This window comes from Solibacillus isronensis (assembly GCF_900168685.1).
GTDB lineage: Bacteria > Bacillota > Bacilli > Bacillales_A > Planococcaceae > Solibacillus > Solibacillus isronensis_A.
This window is the reverse complement of record NZ_FVZN01000014.1, coordinates 555,768-572,818: the sequence shown is the minus strand read 5'-3', so window position 1 is coordinate 572,818 and position 17,051 is coordinate 555,768. Positions and strand designations below refer to the sequence as shown.

17 protein-coding genes are annotated in these 17,051 nt (G+C 39.3%); all 17 read right to left on the bottom strand.

All coding sequences use genetic code 11. The features are described 5' to 3' along the window. Nucleotides 1-8: 8 nt before the first annotated feature. The 17 genes from flgD to topA all read right to left on the bottom strand — a co-directional run bounded on the left by flgD (nt 9) and on the right by topA (nt 16,967). Nucleotides 9-704: a flagellar hook assembly protein FlgD gene (gene flgD, locus B5473_RS11405; protein WP_079525212.1), complete on the bottom strand. Its 696-nt coding sequence runs from the start codon at nt 702-704 to the stop codon at nt 9-11. Continuing rightward, nucleotides 705-1,937, bottom strand: coding sequence for a flagellar hook-length control protein FliK (locus B5473_RS11400; RefSeq protein ID WP_079525210.1), 1,233 nt, complete (start codon nt 1,935-1,937; stop codon nt 705-707). It abuts the gene before it with no gap. 26 nt (nt 1,938-1,963) lie between these two features. Continuing rightward, nucleotides 1,964-2,626: a MotE family protein gene (locus B5473_RS11395; RefSeq protein ID WP_079525208.1), complete on the bottom strand. Its 663-nt coding sequence runs from the start codon at nt 2,624-2,626 to the stop codon at nt 1,964-1,966. Then, nucleotides 2,583-3,032, bottom strand: coding sequence for a flagellar export protein FliJ (gene fliJ / locus B5473_RS11390; RefSeq protein ID WP_176142070.1), 450 nt, complete (start codon nt 3,030-3,032; stop codon nt 2,583-2,585). The genes B5473_RS11395 and fliJ overlap by 44 nt, the downstream gene beginning before the upstream one ends. Beyond that, complete coding sequence (gene fliI / locus B5473_RS11385) at nt 3,032-4,357, bottom strand: flagellar protein export ATPase FliI (protein ID WP_079525206.1); 1,326 nt, start codon at nt 4,355-4,357, stop codon at nt 3,032-3,034. The genes fliJ and fliI overlap by 1 nt, the downstream gene beginning before the upstream one ends. A 5-nt stretch (nt 4,358-4,362) precedes the next feature. Then, nucleotides 4,363-5,160 (bottom strand): flagellar assembly protein FliH, encoded by a 798-nt coding sequence (gene fliH, locus B5473_RS11380; RefSeq protein WP_079525204.1) that lies wholly within the window; start codon nt 5,158-5,160, stop codon nt 4,363-4,365. Then, entirely contained in the window at nt 5,153-6,166 is a 1,014-nt protein-coding gene (gene fliG, locus B5473_RS11375; protein ID WP_065216424.1) for a flagellar motor switch protein FliG, read from the bottom strand. Before fliG ends, fliH begins: the two co-directional genes overlap by 8 nt. 14 nt (nt 6,167-6,180) lie before the next feature. Next, the gene (gene fliF / locus B5473_RS11370; protein WP_079525202.1) at nt 6,181-7,776 is read right to left on the bottom strand and encodes a flagellar basal-body MS-ring/collar protein FliF; all 1,596 of its coding nucleotides are present in this window, start codon (nt 7,774-7,776) and stop codon (nt 6,181-6,183) included. 57 nt (nt 7,777-7,833) lie between these two features. Beyond that, a complete protein-coding gene (gene fliE / locus B5473_RS11365) occupies nt 7,834-8,142 on the bottom strand; it encodes a flagellar hook-basal body complex protein FliE (RefSeq protein WP_079525200.1) in 309 nt (102 codons plus the stop codon). Nucleotides 8,143-8,149: 7 nt separating this feature from the next. Further along, a complete protein-coding gene (gene flgC / locus B5473_RS11360; RefSeq protein ID WP_079525198.1) occupies nt 8,150-8,614 on the bottom strand; it encodes a flagellar basal body rod protein FlgC in 465 nt (154 codons plus the stop codon). 2 nt (nt 8,615-8,616) lie between these two features. Then, the gene (gene flgB / locus B5473_RS11355) at nt 8,617-9,009 is read right to left on the bottom strand and encodes a flagellar basal body rod protein FlgB (protein ID WP_079525197.1); all 393 of its coding nucleotides are present in this window, start codon (nt 9,007-9,009) and stop codon (nt 8,617-8,619) included. Between the two features lie 559 nt (nt 9,010-9,568). Further along, complete coding sequence (gene codY / locus B5473_RS11350) at nt 9,569-10,348, bottom strand: GTP-sensing pleiotropic transcriptional regulator CodY (RefSeq protein ID WP_079525195.1); 780 nt, start codon at nt 10,346-10,348, stop codon at nt 9,569-9,571. Between the two features lie 83 nt (nt 10,349-10,431). After that, complete coding sequence (gene hslU / locus B5473_RS11345) at nt 10,432-11,823, bottom strand: ATP-dependent protease ATPase subunit HslU (RefSeq protein WP_079525193.1); 1,392 nt, start codon at nt 11,821-11,823, stop codon at nt 10,432-10,434. After that, nucleotides 11,823-12,365, bottom strand: coding sequence for an ATP-dependent protease subunit HslV (gene hslV / locus B5473_RS11340; RefSeq protein WP_079525191.1), 543 nt, complete (start codon nt 12,363-12,365; stop codon nt 11,823-11,825). Before hslV ends, hslU begins: the two co-directional genes overlap by 1 nt. Before the next feature lie 18 nt (nt 12,366-12,383). Continuing rightward, nucleotides 12,384-13,283 (bottom strand): tyrosine recombinase XerC, encoded by a 900-nt coding sequence (gene xerC / locus B5473_RS11335; RefSeq protein WP_079525189.1) that lies wholly within the window; start codon nt 13,281-13,283, stop codon nt 12,384-12,386. A 267-nt stretch (nt 13,284-13,550) separates the two neighbouring features. After that, nucleotides 13,551-14,864 carry an FADH(2)-oxidizing methylenetetrahydrofolate--tRNA-(uracil(54)-C(5))-methyltransferase TrmFO gene (trmFO, locus tag B5473_RS11330; protein ID WP_079525187.1) on the bottom strand — a complete coding sequence of 438 codons (1,314 nt, stop codon included), beginning with the start codon at nt 14,862-14,864 and terminating at the stop codon, nt 13,551-13,553. A gap of 18 nt (nt 14,865-14,882) precedes the next feature. Beyond that, nucleotides 14,883-16,967, bottom strand: coding sequence for a type I DNA topoisomerase (topA, locus tag B5473_RS11325; protein WP_079525185.1), 2,085 nt, complete (start codon nt 16,965-16,967; stop codon nt 14,883-14,885). Nucleotides 16,968-17,051 lie beyond the last annotated feature (84 nt).

Sequence of the window (17,051 nt, the reverse complement as noted above, 5' to 3'; positions counted from 1 at the left end):
CCCACCTCTTATTCTGTTACATTTTCATTTTGGGTTGTTTGAGAACTCACTGTAAATTGGTCTTTTGTTAAACGAGAACCATCATTTAAAATGTATTCGATATTCACATTATTTGTTTTAATCGCTTCAATCATTGCCTCAATGACTTGGTCACCATTTGTATATTGAACCGTCTGTCCGATCAGCCGGCTCGCTTCTGCCAATGGATTTCCGACTGGAACTGTCGGCTCTGTTGCACTCATACTGCCAAGAATCGATGAAATATTGCCTGGTTTAATTTCCTTGCCGTCAGCCAGTACTAACACGGCCTCACCATCAACAAACTTTAATTCCTGAATAGCGCCTGTTCCTTCGTTGTAGATCGGCTTGTTGTCTGCGTCCACTTTGTCTGTAATTTCATGCCATTTCACTTCTTTGCCGACAAATGTCGAATAGTTCATTAACTGTGATTGCTGCTGTGATTCAAGTAAATTTTCCATCGCTTTGGTCATGTTTTGCATTTGCTCAAGTGAAGAAAATTGTGCCATCTGTGAAATAAATTCCTTATCATCCATCGGGCTTGTCGGATCCTGGTTTTGCAATTGTGTAATTAATATTTTTAGAAACGCATCTTTTCCGAGCGCCCCGTTATCTTGTTTATCTGTTACTTTGAAATTCGCATTATTCGCCGGTAAATAATAATCATTTGAAATTGATTTTGCCACTTATTCTACCTCCTCACTTAATAGATCTTTAAACGAAACATTTTCTTCTTCCAGCGTATCTTCGTTATTGTCCTGTTCTTCTTCTCCATCTTTTTGGCGGAAGAAGTTATTAAAGAAGTTTTGATCACGCGCATTTCGATCGGCATCCTGTAAAGACTGTGCAACATCGATTCGTTCCATTTGAATATTTTGAGAGACGAAACCGGCTTTTAACTGGTTAATATTATTTTCCAGTAACTCTTTTCCCATTGCTGTCGTTGCCAATAATCGGGCAGTCATGATTCCGTCTTTTTGAACTAATTCAATTCGTATTTGACCGAGGTTTTCCGGAAACAGTTTCAGGAATAATTTCATATTACCTGGCTGTCCTGAAAGCTGGCTGCGATTGATCAAGTTTTGAATTTCTTTTATTAATGCATCCGACTGTGCCGGCTTTTCAGCAGGTAATGTAACGGTCACTGTTTTTGTATGTGTCACTTGCTGCTGTAAATGACCTGCTGTTTGTGTATCCGTTTCAACTTTAACGGTCGTCTGTTGACCTTGCTGTACTACTTGTTGGAAAGTCGTATTTTTTGTAGTACTCTGCTCTGATCCCGCTAATTTCTGAGCTTCATTTGCCATTGCCAGCAATGCATCTTTTAAACTGGCTAATTGGAGTTCCTGTTGATAGACCGTATCAACTTTACTTCCGGCCAGTTGAGCTAACTTTAACAGCTGGACAAGTTGCTGCAAATCTTTTGGTTGCACATTGTTTTGCTCAGGCTTCAGCACAGCTGCCATTACTTCATTTAAAATATGCGGTGCCTGTTCGATAAGAGACCAAACATCCGTAATTTCCTGCTTTGTGTCGCCTAATAACTGTTCAATAATTTGACTCAGCTCCGTTTTTGTCATTCCTAAAAGCTCCGTCAAGTTATCTAAATTCATTAGTTCGTCTATCGCAACCGGTGTACTTTCTTCACCTACTAATGCGAATAGCCCCGACTCATCCATTTCCACACCTAATTGTTCGAGTAGATTTTCCAGTGAGTCCTCTTCTAAAAGCCCGGAAATACTTTCAGCTAGCGGCTGTTCTGAAACTTCCGTTTGCTTAGGAGTTGAAGCAGACGACTTGGAAATCATCGAATTGAACACACTTCCAAATGCTTTTGAATCCGGTTTTGCTGTTTTTACTGTGTTTGGCTGGAAATCTTGCTTCGGCATTTTTACTTTTTGTAACATTGCTATATTCATTTACTACACTTCCCTCCATTCAACGACTATTGCTGTGATAAAAGCTCTGTATAGCGGGCAGCATCTGCCGGCGCCATTTTTGCGAAAATAGCCGATAATGTATCGGGTTTCATCTCCGACATAATACGCACGCTTTCCGTGTCACTCATTTCAACTAATATAGGTGCTGCTTTTCTTGCAGACATTTTTTCGAAAGTAGACAGAATTTCTTTGAACTCTTTTTTCGTCTCTTCCTGATCGCGCTGCAATTTTTCAATTTCAAACTGCAATCGTTCCTGTTCGATTAAAAGCTCTTCCTTTTCAGTCGCTGAGGCGTCAATTTGTGATTGTAGCTGGGAAATTTGTGCTTCCTTTTCTTGAATTTCCGCTTGCAGCTCCACTACCTTTTGTTCATTTAATGAGCTGTTTTCTACTGCTCCCTCTTTTTCATCCGAGCTGATAAACGGGATTTTATCAATTGCTTCATCCGCCATTTTAAACACGTTATATTCCGTCATAGATGTAATAATCAATAAAATTGCGATGAGAAACATGAACGGGATTAAAAATAGGTAGAAAAACTTTTTGAAAAAACCTGGAGATTGGCTTTCCAATTCCATTTCTTCCACTTGTTCCATCGTATTTTTTATTCTTTTTGCCACGGAATCACCTGATTTCCTTCTTGTAATACGCAATTGTCGAAAGCTCATCTAACTGAATTGCTTCTATATGAAGTTGATCTTCTATGAATCTTTCATGATCTCTTTCACGCATTTTTTCATATTTACGTACTTCCAAACTTTTTTCCAATAATTTCTGCTCATGCCAATTCATTTTTGCTCGTGCCTGCATTACTTTTTGCTGTGCATCCTCGATTGTTTTTTCCATACTATCGATAAATTTCGAATAATGGTTGATTTCATCGATGGAAGACCCTATTTTTAACCGTTCCTGCTGATACTCGATTAAATCTTCTTTTTTCTTTAACAGGTCATACAGCTTTGTAGCAATTTCCTCAAACACTTGCACCGATTCTTTAAAAGCCAGTTCCGATTCCGTTTTTTCCTGATCTTTAACGACAAGAATTTTTTCAAAACGATAATTGTATTTCATCATTAACGGGCACCACCATTCGATAAAGCGATAATTTCATTGACAGTTTGTTCGATCGAAATTTTATCTTTATACCCTTGCTTTAAAAATTGTGTAATTAGCGGCTCATACATAATCGCCTCATCAATTTCCTTTGATGTCCCGCGCTTATATACCCCGATATTGATCAGATCCTCTGATTTTGAATAGCTGTAGTATAATTCCCGCAAACGGCTTGCTGCACGGACATGCTCAGGCTGTGCAATATGGTTCATCAAACGACTTACACTTTTCAACACATTAATCGCCGGATACTGTCCTTTGTTGGCAAGATTCCGGTCCAGTACAATATGACCGTCCAAAATCCCCCGTACCGCATCTGCAATCGGTTCATTCATATCATCACCATCTACAAGCACTGTATAAAATGCGGTAATTGTCCCATTTATGTTTGTACCTGACCGTTCCAACAATGTTGGTAATATTGCAAAAACGGATGGTGTGTAACCTCTTGTTGCAGGCGGTTCACCGATTGCCAGTCCTATTTCGCGCTGTGCCATCGCAACACGTGTTACGGAATCCATCATTAACATGACGTTCTTGCCGCGGTCCCTGAAATATTCTGCAATAGCTGTTGCGGTAAATGCTGCTTTAATTCGCATTAGTGCAGGCTGATCACTAGTAGCCGCTACGACAACCGACCGTTGTAAACCTTCCGGACCTAAATCCCGTTCGATAAACTCCCTTACTTCACGTCCACGTTCTCCTACAAGGGCAATAACATTAATATCTGCTTCCGTGTTTCTTGCAATCATACCAAGCAATGTACTTTTTCCGACACCCGATCCAGCAAATATACCTACACGCTGACCGCTGCCAACTGTAAGCATACCGTCAATCGCTTTTACTCCGACCTCTAACTGTTCGTTAATCGGCGGACGACTTAAAGGATTAGGCGGCTCTTTTTCTGTTGGGACTGTCGTTAATCCTTTTGGCAAGGGTTGACCATCAAAAGGATTGCCCATTGCATCAAGTACTTTCCCAATCAGCTCAGGGCCAACTTTCACTTCCAGCGGTGAGCCTGTCCCCTCTACAAGACAGCCAATCGAAATTTCTTTCAACGAAGAGTATGGCATTAAAATCACGATTTCATCTTTAAACCCTACAACTTCTGCCAGCATTACTTGCGGACCGTTTTTTGATGTTTGGATATGGATTTTACATACGTCACCGATGGAACTTTCAGGACCTTGGGACTCAATCATCAAGCCGACAACTCTCGTCACTCTACCATACTTTTTAAATGTATTAAGATTAGGAATTTGTTCAACTAATTGAGCCATTTTCATCCATATCATTCCTTACTTTCGATTAGTTCGTATAACTGTCTGCGGAGCTCTTGCAATTGTTCGTCAATTGAAACAACAATGCGTCCATGATTTGTTTCGATATAACTTTCCGAATCTAGTAAATCTTCATTGACAAATACCATAAACGGAACATTTACCGGGAACATTTCCGCTAATTCCTTTAACTGTTCTGTCACAATCGGATGATATTTCGGTGAAACATATAATTTAATTTCTTTCATTTCCCGTGCTTCTTTTAAACCACGTCTTACAATTGAAACGAATATTTCATCGTCCCGGTCGAGTGTTGTATGAATGATGCGTTCAGCAGCTGTTAATGCAAGATCCAAAAGAACGGACTCCTGAGACTCAATATAAGATGCTGCATTTTTTTGTGCATTATTCATCGTCTCATTTGCCGCTTGCAATGCCTGCTGCATCGCTGCATTGGCCTTTTGTACGCCATCCTCATACCCTTGTGCAAAACCGCCATCATAAGCTTCCTGTTGAAGAATAATTTTTTCTTCTTCCCATGATTGCTTTAACGCTTCTATTGCCGCAAGCTGCTCTGATCGATACTGTTCGAATTGGGTTTTTTGCTGTTCGATTTCATAATTTGCCTGTTCCAGCATTTGCTGACGTTCAGCTTCAATATCTATTGTTTTTTGTTGTGACAATTCCTCTATACGTTCATCTTCCGTTTTCCCATAATGAATCGGCTCGAAGAAATTTTGAAGTTTAATTTCTACAATTGATGACTCTTCGGGTTGCTGTGCATTTGTTGAACGGATGATTTTAGACAATTACATCATCTCCTCCGCCACGTGCAATAATAATTTCACCTGCATCTTCTAAACGTCGGATAACTGCTACGATTCGAGACTGCGCTTCTTCTACATCTCGTAAGCGCACAGGGCCCATAATATCCATTTCTTCACGGAATGTATCTGCCATACGTTGTGACATATTGCGGAAAATAATTTCTTTTACCTCTTCTGAAGAGACTTTCATCGATAATAGTAAGTCTTCGTTTTCACAGTCACGAATAACACGCTGGATTGAACGATTATCGAGTGTAACGATATCTTCAAATACAAACATGCGCTTTTTAATTTCTTCGGCAAGTTCAGGATCTTGAATTTCAAGTGCATCCAGAATCGTTTTCTCTGTTTGACGGTCAACACCATTCAATACTTCCACGACTGCATCTACGCCGCCTGTTTCTGTGTAATCCTGTGTCACAGTAGATGATAGTTTTCGCTCTAATACTGATTCAATTTCACTGATAACTTCCGGAGACGTTGATTCCATAATTGCAATACGCTTCGCAATATCCGCCTGTACTTCCTGTGGTAACGAAGATAGAATAACCCCTGCTTGCCCTGGTTCTAAGTAAGATAGAATAAGGGCAATTGTTTGAGGATGTTCATTTTGGATAAAATTGAAAATTTGTGCCGGATCTGCTTTTCTAGCAAAATCAAATGGTCTTACTTGTAATGAAGAAGTTAAACGATTTAATATCGCCTGTGCCTGTTCAGCACCTAATGCTTTTTCCAGTACCGTCTTCGCATATCCTATACCGCCTTGCGTAATATAGTCCTGCGCAAGTGCAATCTGATGAAATTCTTCTATAATTTCTTCTTTGACTGTCGATTCCACCCTTTTCACACTCGAAATTTCCAGTGTAAGACGTTCAATTTCCTCTTCACTTAAATGCTTATATACAGAAGCCGAAACTTCCGGTCCTAGAGAAATTAACAGTAAAGCAGCCTTTTGCTTTCCTGATAGGTCTTTATCTTTCTTGGACACAGCGGAACCTCCTATTAGTCTTCAGCAATCCAGCTACGCAATAATTTCGCAAAATCTTCAGGCTTATCTTTGGCCATTTTCTCTAATTGCTTACGGCGTACAGTCGCTTCAGTTTCTTTTTCTTCAGAAATATCTTCTATTTCAATTAACTGCTGTTGTTGTTCTAAAATCTCCAGCTCTTCTTCATCTTGCTTACGTCGACGTGCACGGAGCACATTAATGACAAGTAATATAATTGCAACAACTAATATACCGCCAATTACCCATACCCACCAAGGAATAACCGATTGCGGCTGATCTTCCGCTGTATCATTTCCTTGAAATTGCTGTACAGACACGACAATACGATTTGCAATATCTTCGTCTGTCAGGTTACCGGCAGCTTCTTGATCAATAGATGTACGGACAATTGTCGATAAAATTTGTTCAATATCGGTACGAACACCTTGATCGAATCCTTCTTCTGCATTTGGAGGATCTACCATTACTTGAATACCTAAATTACGAATCTTGTATGGACTTTCCTGAATTTCACGGCGAATACGGTTAACATCATTGTTAATCGTCTCTTCTACTCTTTCATAATCGCCGTCACCATTTGTTCCTTCAACATAATCTACAAAGTTATCAGTTACACTTCCGGCTTCAGTAGTACCTTCTGCCGCTCCTGCAGCACCGCCTGAGTATGTTTCCGTAATACGTTGGGCACTTATTTCTATACCCTCCATATTTTCCTCATCAACAGGTCGAATTAAATTTTCTTCGCGGTTTTCTTTTTTAAAGTCAATATCAGCCGATACATTTACTACGACTTTATCCTGACCGATTAATGTACCGAGCATTTGCTGCACTTGGCGCTGCAAATCACGCTCAATCGTTTTCTTCACTTCCATTTGTCCAGTAACTGAATCGATTCCGTCGCCACCGCTTTCCGCTGAAGCCAGATCATAATATTCAGAATACTGATTCATGATAGTGATATTTTCTTTAGGTAAATTCGGAATACTCATTGATACTAAATTAAATAAGCCTTTAATTTGATCGTCCGAGAATTTATGTCCAGGTCCTGTATCTAACACAATTGCAGCCTGTGCTTCACCTTTAGCATCTTTAAGGAAGACACCCTCTTCAGGTAAAGTTATCATGACACTTGCATCTTTGACTCCTTCGAACTTACGAACTAAATTCGCCAGATCCGTTTCGATCGTCGCTTGCTTAATTACGTTAAATTCATTGTCGGTCATACCAAAGCCTGCGTTAGATGTAAAAAAAGACGTGTCAATTTCCCCAGAATCAGGATAACCCTGGGCTGCTAATGACACTTGTAAGTCCTGTACTTGATTTTCCGGCACTAATATTACTGTCCCGCCGTTTGTCACTTCGTACGTTACTCCTTGTGAAGTAAGTACTTCCGTAATTCTCCCTACTTCAGCCTGTGACATCTCCGGAAATAAAGGAGCCATTGTCGTACGCGTTGAGAAATACGTAATTACCGCTGCAATTGCAATGACCGCAGCAATTGCGCCGATTAATGCACCTTTTTGGTTTTTAGTGCGACTTTTCCAGAAACCGGTTGAGTCGCTTTTAATTTTTGTAAGTCGTTCATTCATTATGAATCCTCCGCTTAAAGTGAATGCCCAACAATTCGTCAGTCGTTTTTCAAATCATTACACACTCATACGCATAATTTCTTGATAAGCTTCCACAGCTTTATTACGAACTTCAATTGTTGTGTTTAAAGTAACACTTGCTTTTTGTGCAGCAATCATCACTTCAAATAAATCAACATCTCCACCGTTAATTAATTTTTGTGTCATTGTATCTGATGTTTTTTGGTGTTCATTGACACTTGCAATCGCTTCTTTTAATGTATCTGCAAATTGCTGCTGCGCATTTGCAGGAGTCAGTTGATTCTGAACATTTACTTCATTCACAGATTGTGCAGGAGACATGAATGTTATTGGATTAATCGCCATTTAAATATCACCCTTTCCCGATTTCTAATGCTTTTGTTAACATGTTCTTGTTTGCATTAAAAGCAGTAATATTTGCTTCATAAGAGCGGCTCGCCGAAATGAGATCAACCATTTCCTTTAATACGTCAACATTCGACATTTGAACATACCCTTCTGCATTCGCATCGGGATGGGATGGATCATAAACTAATTTAAAAGGGGTTTCCGTATCTTCTTTAATAGAACTTACTTTAACACCGTTCCCAGCACCGGCTTTTTCCGTTTTTCCAATCGCCATATTTAAAAAGTTGGAAAATTGACCTTGCTGCTCTTTTAGTGTGACAGATTTTTTTCGGTATGGCTCCCATTCACCATTTACCTGCTTCGCTCGCGTTGTATCGACATTGGCAATGTTAGAGGAAATTACATCCATTCTTAATCGCTGTGATGTTAATGCAGAAGCTGTCGTATTCATGCTATGAAAAATGGACATTACTATCTTCCTCCTTTTACTACATTATTCAACGTTGAAAATTTACTGCTGACACGATCTATCAGCGCATTATAATATATTGTATTTTCAGCCAGCTTTGCTTGTTCAGCATCCATATTTACAGCATTTCCATTTGCTCTGCTGCGGAAGTTTTCATTCGAATACACACCGCTGCTACCAATATTAATTTTAAAATCATAATGCCTCGCATCTGTGCGATACGCAGGAATCGTTGCTTGCTTTGCATCATTTAATACGTCTTTGAAGCTTACTTCTTTAGTTTTATAATTCGGTGTATCAACATTCGCTATGTTTTGTGTAATTGCTTTATTTTTTAAAGTTGCATAGGAAAGTCCCTTTTCCAGGCTACTTATTGTCCCGCCAAATAAATCCAAATTTCTCACCTCATTCATATTTCGCTAAAATTTGCGCACAAAAACTCAATAATACAATTGTAATTATATTAAACCTTAGTGTCTATCGACTTTTGACTCTTTCGAATAGTCATAAGGAACTATTTTCATCTATAAAATATAACATTTAACAATATATTAGTCCGAACATTTTTCGACATTCCATTTCATCAGACTATTTAGACCTACATATACCCTTTCGCTAACAGAAAGTTATTATATTAGTCTTAAATCGAGATTTTCAGTTTATCGAAATACTATTTATTTCCTTAAACATCATACAATAAATCCCTTTGTATTAGTATTTATATAATTACATTTCATAATTTTGTAACAAATCGTTTGTCACATAAATTTTACCACGGTTTAGGTATTAAAGATATTTATTTATCTTAAACATCAGTGACCTTATACCCAATAACACTCCAAATCCGTAAAAATTCCCGTTTAGAGATTCGACATTTTTCAACATTCTCTTAATAAAAACAAAAATAAAAAAACAGCAAAGAGATAAATTCTCCTTGCTGTGCATGACTATGTCTTATTTCATTTTAATTTCTGCTAATGCGTTCAGGAACTTATCGTTTAATACTTTAATATATGTTCCTTTCATACCTAATGAACGTGATTCAATAACACCAGCAGATTCTAGTTTACGTAATGCATTTACGATAACTGAACGTGTAATACCTACGCGGTCAGCAATTTTTGAAGCAACTAGTAAACCTTCATTGCCATCCAATTCTTCAAAAATATGCTCGATTGCTTCAAGCTCAGAATAAGATAATGAATTGATCGCCATTTGAACTACTGCTTTAGAACGTGCTTCTTCTTCAATCTCTTCAGATTTTTCACGTAAAATTTCCATCCCTACTACTGTAGCACCGTATTCAGCTAAAATAAGATCATCATCTTCAAACTGATCGCTAATACGCGCTAACATTAACGTACCTAAACGCTCACCGCCACCGATAATGGGTACAATTGTCGTTAAACCAGATGCAAACAGGTCTTTATTTTCCACCGGGAATGCAGTGTGCTCATTGTTAACATCCAAGTTTGAAGAAGTTTCTGTAATATTGAATAAGTTTTGTGTATATTCTTCAGGGAATTGGCGCTCTTCGAACATTTTCTTAACACGCTCATTCTCGATTTGTTGGTGAATTGAAATGCCAAGCAACTTCCCTTTACGGCTTACGATAAATACGTTACTTTCGATAATATCACCTAAAGTATTGGCCATTTCTTTAAAGTTAACTGGTTTACCAGCAGATGCTTGTAACATTGCATTAATTTTTCGTGTTTTTGTTAATAAATTCATTTCTGTTTCCTCCTACGGAACGTTTTAATTCACTTAATATTCTAAAGGTTTTTACAATTTAAAGATACTAATTCAACTTGTACTTAAAGAATAAATTGCGATAAATCTTTGTTTTTTACTATATTCGCCAATTTTTGATCGACATAGTTCGGTGTAATGTCGATATGTGCCGGCGCAATTTCCGATGCTTCATAGGAAAGTTCCTCAAGCAAGCGTTCTAAAATTGTATGCAGACGGCGTGCACCGATGTTATCTGTCTCCTGATTTACTTCTGTAGCAATTTCCGCAATGCGTTCAATTGCTTCGTCCGTAAAGTTCAGCGTAACACCTTCTGTTTCAAGCAATGCTTTATATTGCAATATTAACGATTGATCCGGTTCTTTTAAAATACGAACAAAATCATCCTTCGTTAATTTTTCAAGTTCAACACGAATCGGGAATCGTCCCTGCAATTCCGGAATAAGATCGCTCGGTTTTGATATATGGAAAGCACCTGCTGCAATAAAGAGCATATAGTCCGTTTTTACAGTGCCGTATTTTGTCGTAACTGTGGATCCTTCCACAATCGGTAATATGTCACGCTGAACGCCTTCGCGGGATACTTCTGCCGATGAAGAACCTTTGCTTGCAATTTTATCGATTTCATCAATAAAAATAATGCCGGCCTGTTCTGCACGTTGAATTGCTTCACTGGACAACGCATCCGTATCGATCAGCTTATTTGCTTCTTCTTGTGTTAATAAACGACGCGCATCCTTTACTTGGACTTTGCGTTTTTTTGTCTTTTTCGGCATTAAATTTGAAAGCATATCTTGCATACCGTTTGCATTATCCATATTCATACCGGGCATTGCATCAAAAAGAGATGGGGCATTTTCCGTTACTTCTATTGTTACCCATTGTTCTTCTAATTTTCCGTCTTTTAAATCTTGGGCAATTTGCGCACGTCGTGTACGAATTTCCGGTTCATCCTGGTTTGTAGTTTCGTCTTGAGACGACTCTTTTTGACCGAATAGCATTTCAAAAGGATTTTGCGTGAGCTTTTCTTTCACTTTTGAAGGTACAAGTAATTTAACAAGTGCATCATTCGCATTGCGCTCTGCCTGATCCTTCACTCTTTCGAACAGTTCATCCTTCACAAGGCGACGAGAAGCTTCTACCAAATCACGTACCATTGACTCGACATCACGTCCAACATAACCAACTTCCGTAAACTTTGTCGCTTCCACTTTAATAAACGGAGCATTCGTCAGTTTTGCGATTCTGCGTGCAATTTCTGTTTTACCTACTCCAGTAGGCCCAATCATTAAAATATTTTTCGGAATTACTTCTGTTTTTAATTCTTCGCTTAATAAAGAGCGGCGGTACCGGTTACGCAGCGCAACTGCAACTGCACGTTTTGCTGTTTCCTGACCAACAATATGACGGTTTAATTGTTCCGTAATCTGTCTTGGTGTTAAATTGATCGCAGTCATTATAATACCTCCAAGATAATATTATGGTTTGTAAACACACAAATATCCGCAGCGGTCGTAAGCGCAGCCTCTGCGATTTCTTTTGCCGATAAATGATCGCCCGCATGTTTTTTTAATGCTCTGCCAGCTGATAATGCATAGTTTCCACCTGAACCAATTGCTAAAATGCCATCGTCCGGTTCAATTACTTCACCAGTCCCTGAAACAAGAAGCAATGTTGATTTATCCATTACAAGCAGCATCGCTTCCAATTGACGGAGCATTTTATCCCCACGCCATTGCTTTGCTACTTCTACTGCAGCCCTTTGCAGGTTACCATTATATTCATTCAGTTTTGCCTCAAACATTTCGAATAATGTAAAAGCGTCCGCAACAGAACCTGCGAAACCGGCTAATACTTTCCCATTAAACAGACGTCTGACCTTACGTGCCGTATGCTTCATTACAACTGCATTTCCCAATGTTACTTGACCATCCCCGGCCATTGCACATTCACCGTTGTGGTGAATAGCGAAAATCGTTGTCGCATGAATTTGACCCATTCTTTATTTCCTCCTTAACTATGCTCTCGGATGACTATTCATATATGTCTTTCTTAAAGCTTCCTTCGTTACATGAGTATAAATTTGAGTTGAAGATAAATTGGCGTGCCCAAGCAGTTCCTGGACTGTACGCATATCTGCCCCATTATTCAATAAATGCGTAGCAAATGTGTGTCGCAACATATGTGGATAAATTTTCGTATGCATACTGGCATTGTCTATCATCTCACTTAATATATAACGCACACCACGGGCAGTAAGTTCGCCACCGCGCATATTGACAAAAACTTTCTGATGATTTTCCTTCTTCATTAATGTCGGACGTACTTGATCTATATAACGTATAAGTGCATCATGCGCATATTGACCGAACGGAATAATCCGCTCTTTTCGGCCTTTCCCCATTACACGGACGATATTGTAATGAAAATCGATATCTGTCAGTTCCAGACTGACACACTCGCTTACACGCATTCCAGTCGCATAAAGAAGTTCCAACAGCGCCATATTACGAATTTGAATCGGCTCATCGCCTTCATTTTTCTCGAATAGTTCCTTCAATTCTTCCTCATAAAAAAAGCTCGGTAATCGCTCTTCCTTTTTCGGATGATAAAGTGAACGAAACGGAGCATCATCAATATTCTGTTCTCGATTTAAAAAACGGAAAAAAGAACGGATCGATGAGATTTTCCTGGAAATTGAAGTTCTTGCTTTTTGTTCATCATAAAGCTTTGTTACATATAGACGTGCATGGATATACTCAACTTCTGTAATTTTTTGTATACCTTCAGCATGCAAAAATGCAAAAAATTCTTCTAAGTCAGAAGTATATTCGCGAACAGTATGTAGGGAAAAGTTTTTTTCTAGTTGCACGTAGCGAATAAATTGGTCAAGCTGGTTTTGCAAATTTTCATCCATCGTGTATACCCCCTGTTATTACAAAAGAGAAATGATGTTGTATGAATAAATATGTTTATTTTCCTACTAAAAAAACACACATATTGACACTATACCTATTGTGAATACTTTTCAAGTAAAATTTGCTGGAGTTATTCAACTTCTTTGTATTATTCGACAAATTTCGCAATATGATGTCAAGCAATTCTTATTTTTTAGCCATTTATAAATAATCACCTCAAAATTAAAAGCCCCTAAAGTATAACAGTCTTTAAGGGCTTTTCGCAATTAAATTGCCTGATTATTGATAAAATTCTGAATCGATTCTAATGCGCGGTTAGCATGGCGCTCAGCACGCTCCGGCTTTGATTTGATACGCTCGCCAAGTTCCGGGAAAATCCCGAAATTCACGTTCATCGGCTGGAAGTTTTTCGCATCTGTATGTGTAATGTATCGAGCCATTGCACCTAATGCTGTTTCATGCGGGAAGTAAAGCAACTCTTGGCCTAAAGCCATACGTGCTGCATTAATCCCTGCAATCAGACCACTGCCGGCTGATTCTACATAACCTTCAACACCTGTCATTTGACCAGCGAAGAAAAGGTTTGGACGTGCTTTCAACTGATATGTTTGTGTCAGCACTTTTGGTGAATTGATGAACGTATTACGGTGCATTACGCCGTAGCGTACAATTTCCAGGTTCTCTAAGCCAGGAATCATCGAGAAGACACGCTTCTGTTCCGGCCATTTTAAATGTGTTTGGAAACCTACTAAATTGTAAAGTGTCCCCGCTGCATCATCTTGTCGTAACTGAACAACAGCATATGGGCGTTTATCCGTTTTCGGATCTTCCAGACCAACCGGTTTCATCGGTCCGAATGTCATTGTCTTTTCGCCGCGTGCTGCCATTACTTCAATCGGCATACATCCTTCGAAATACTTTTCTTTTTCGAATTCTTTTAAAGGTGCACATTCCGCTGTAATAAGCGCTTCACGGAAAGCATCGAATTCTTCTTTTGTCATCGGACAGTTCAAGTATGCTGCTTCGCCTTTATCATAGCGTGATTTCAAGTATACTTTATCCATATTGATCGAATCTTTTTCGATGATCGGTGCTGCTGCATCATAGAAGTACAAATAGTCTTCCCCTGTAAGGCCCTGAATTTGTTTTGCCAATGCTTCTGAAGTTAATGGACCGGTTGCGATTACTGTAATGCCTTCCGGAATTTCAGTTACCTCTTCATTAATTACCTCGATTAACGGGTGGTTTTTCACTTTTTCTGTTACGATACCGGCAAATTCATGACGGTCTACTGCTAAAGCACCGCCTGCAGGTACAGAGCTATTGTCTGCCGCTGCAATAATAACAGAATCCAATTTACGCATTTCCTCTTTAATTACACCAACGGCATTTGTCAGTCCGTTTGCACGTAATGAGTTGGAGCATACAAGCTCAGCGAATTTATCTGTATGATGTGCTGGTGTTTGTTTTACTGGGCGCATTTCATATAAACGTACGTTCACACCGCGCTTCGCAATTTGCCAAGCTGCTTCTGAACCGGCTAAACCTGCACCAATTACATTTACTACTTGTTGTGTCATTTTTGTTACCTCTTCATTTTATTGTGACGGTGTTTCTTCATAATCACATTCACTGTTAGTACACTGAATTTGAACACCTTTTTTCAATTTCTTCTCTACTAATAATGCACTACATTTCGGACAAGGTCTACTAATCGGCTTATCCCATGATACGAAGTCACATTCCGGATACTGATTGCATCCGTAAAAAATGCGCTTTGTTTTGGACTTACGCTCAACAATTTCACCTGTCTCACATGAAGGACATTTAACATCGATCGGTTTTACGATCGCTTTTGTGTTGCGGCAATCCGGGAAGTTTGAACAAGCCATAAATTTCCCGTAACGTCCAAGCTTGAATACCATCGGCGAACCGCATTTTTCGCAGTCTTCTCCAGCAGGCTCATCTTTAATTTCGATTTTTTCCATTACTTCATCCGCATATTTCACCCGCGGTTCAAAGTCTTTGTAAAATTCATCGATGACATTTACCCATTGTGTTATGCCTTCTTCGATTTCATCAAGATTATGTTCCATTTGTGCGGTAAATTCAATGTTGATGATTTCCGGGAAAAATTCCAATGTTGCCTGATGAACGATTTCTCCAAGTTCAGTCGGCACAAAGCGCTTCGCATCAAGCTGCACATAACCGCGCTTTTGGATAGTATCCAGTGTAGGGGCATATGTCGATGGACGGCCTATACCTAGCTCTTCCAATGTCTTTACTAGACGCGCCTCTGAATAGCGAGGAGGTGGCTGAGTGAAGTGCTGCTTCGGTTCGATTTCAAGCGATTTTACTTTATCGCCGATTTCCATTTCAGGTAAAAGCTTATTTGTTTCTTCTTCCTGATCGTCTGTGCCTTCAATATAAAGCTTCATAAACCCGGCAAATTTCACCTGGGACCCGTTCGCACGGAATAATACGTCATTGTTTTGCAAATCAACTGTCACGGTATCCAGTACAGCTGGTGCCATTTGACTGGCGATAAAGCGCTCCCATATTAAACGGTACAAGCGCAGCTGGTCACGGCTTAAAATAGCTTTAAGCTCCTCTGGTGTTCGCATTGCACTCGTTGGACGAATCGCTTCATGGGCATCCTGTGCATTTGCCTTCGCTTTCGCCTGTTTTTGCTCTCCGGCAATGAAATCTTTGCCGTATTTTGTTTCAATATATGACTTCGCCTCTGTTTTCGCTGTATCAGAAATACGTGTTGAGTCGGTACGCATATACGTAATTAATCCGACAGCACCTTCTTTTTTGCTTAGCTCAATACCTTCATAAAGCTGCTGTGCAAGCATCATTGTCTTCTTGGCGCGGAAGTTTAACTTACGTGCGGCTTCCTGTTGAAGTGAAGAAGTCGTAAAGGCCGGAGACGCATTGCGCTTCCGCTCTTTTTTTACAACATTCATCACTTCAAACTCTGAGCCTTTTACACCTTTTAATATATCTTTTACTTGTTGTTCATTTGTTAATTTAATTTTTTCTTTGCCGTTTCCGTAATAAAAGGCATCGAATTGCTTTTTGTTTTTTTCAAAGCTTGCTTCGATCGACCAGTATTCTTCCGGCTCGAAGTTTTTAATTTCATTTTCACGGTCAATAATCAGACGCAATGAAACAGATTGTACACGTCCTGCCGATAAGCCCTTCTTAACCTTTTTCCAAAGGATCGGACTGATATTGTAGCCTACTAGACGGTCTAAAATACGGCGTGCTTGCTGTGCATCGACTAAATCCATATTAATTGGTCGCGGGTGCTTGAAGCTCTCTAAAATTGCTTCCTTCGTAATCTCGTTAAATACGACGCGGCAATCTGAATTAATATCAACGTTTAAAGCAGTGGCTAAATGCCAGGCAATTGCTTCCCCTTCACGGTCTGGATCGGCTGCGAGATAAATCTTTTTCACTTTTTTTGCCGCTGTTTTCAGTTCCTGAAGTACCGGACCTTTACCGCGAATCGTAATATATTTTGGATCATAGTTATTTTCGGTATCGATTCCCATTTGACTACGTGGTAAATCACGTACATGTCCAATCGAAGCTTTTACTTTATATTTTTTTCCTAAATATCGTTCAATTGTTTTCGCCTTTGCAGGTGATTCAACAATTACTAAATAATCTGCCATCTGTTGTCCTCCTTATAGAGGTATAGTTATTTTTCTTATATTCACTCACATGAAGCTGTCCATGTATGTCAAAGCTTTTCCTGT

Coding starts and splice junctions, on each gene's coding strand:
- B5473_RS11400 (WP_079525210.1), bottom strand. CDS start 1,937: ATGAATATAGCAATGTTACAAAAAGTAAAAATGCCGAAGCAAGATTTC.
- B5473_RS11395 (WP_079525208.1), bottom strand. CDS start 2,626: ATGAGCTTTCGACAATTGCGTATTACAAGAAGGAAATCAGGTGATTCC.
- fliJ (WP_176142070.1), bottom strand. CDS start 3,032: ATGATGAAATACAATTATCGTTTTGAAAAAATTCTTGTCGTTAAAGAT.
- fliI (WP_079525206.1), bottom strand. CDS start 4,357: ATGAAAATGGCTCAATTAGTTGAACAAATTCCTAATCTTAATACATTT.
- fliF (WP_079525202.1), bottom strand. CDS start 7,776: ATGAATGAACGACTTACAAAAATTAAAAGCGACTCAACCGGTTTCTGG.
- fliE (WP_079525200.1), bottom strand. CDS start 8,142: ATGGCGATTAATCCAATAACATTCATGTCTCCTGCACAATCTGTGAAT.
- flgC (WP_079525198.1), bottom strand. CDS start 8,614: ATGTCCATTTTTCATAGCATGAATACGACAGCTTCTGCATTAACATCA.
- codY (WP_079525195.1), bottom strand. CDS start 10,348: ATGAATTTATTAACAAAAACACGAAAAATTAATGCAATGTTACAAGCA.
- hslU (WP_079525193.1), bottom strand. CDS start 11,823: ATGACTGCGATCAATTTAACACCAAGACAGATTACGGAACAATTAAAC.
- hslV (WP_079525191.1), bottom strand. CDS start 12,365: ATGGGTCAAATTCATGCGACAACGATTTTCGCTATTCACCACAACGGT.
- xerC (WP_079525189.1), bottom strand. CDS start 13,283: ATGGATGAAAATTTGCAAAACCAGCTTGACCAATTTATTCGCTACGTG.
- trmFO (WP_079525187.1), bottom strand. CDS start 14,864: ATGACACAACAAGTAGTAAATGTAATTGGTGCAGGTTTAGCCGGTTCA.
- topA (WP_079525185.1), bottom strand. CDS start 16,967: ATGGCAGATTATTTAGTAATTGTTGAATCACCTGCAAAGGCGAAAACA.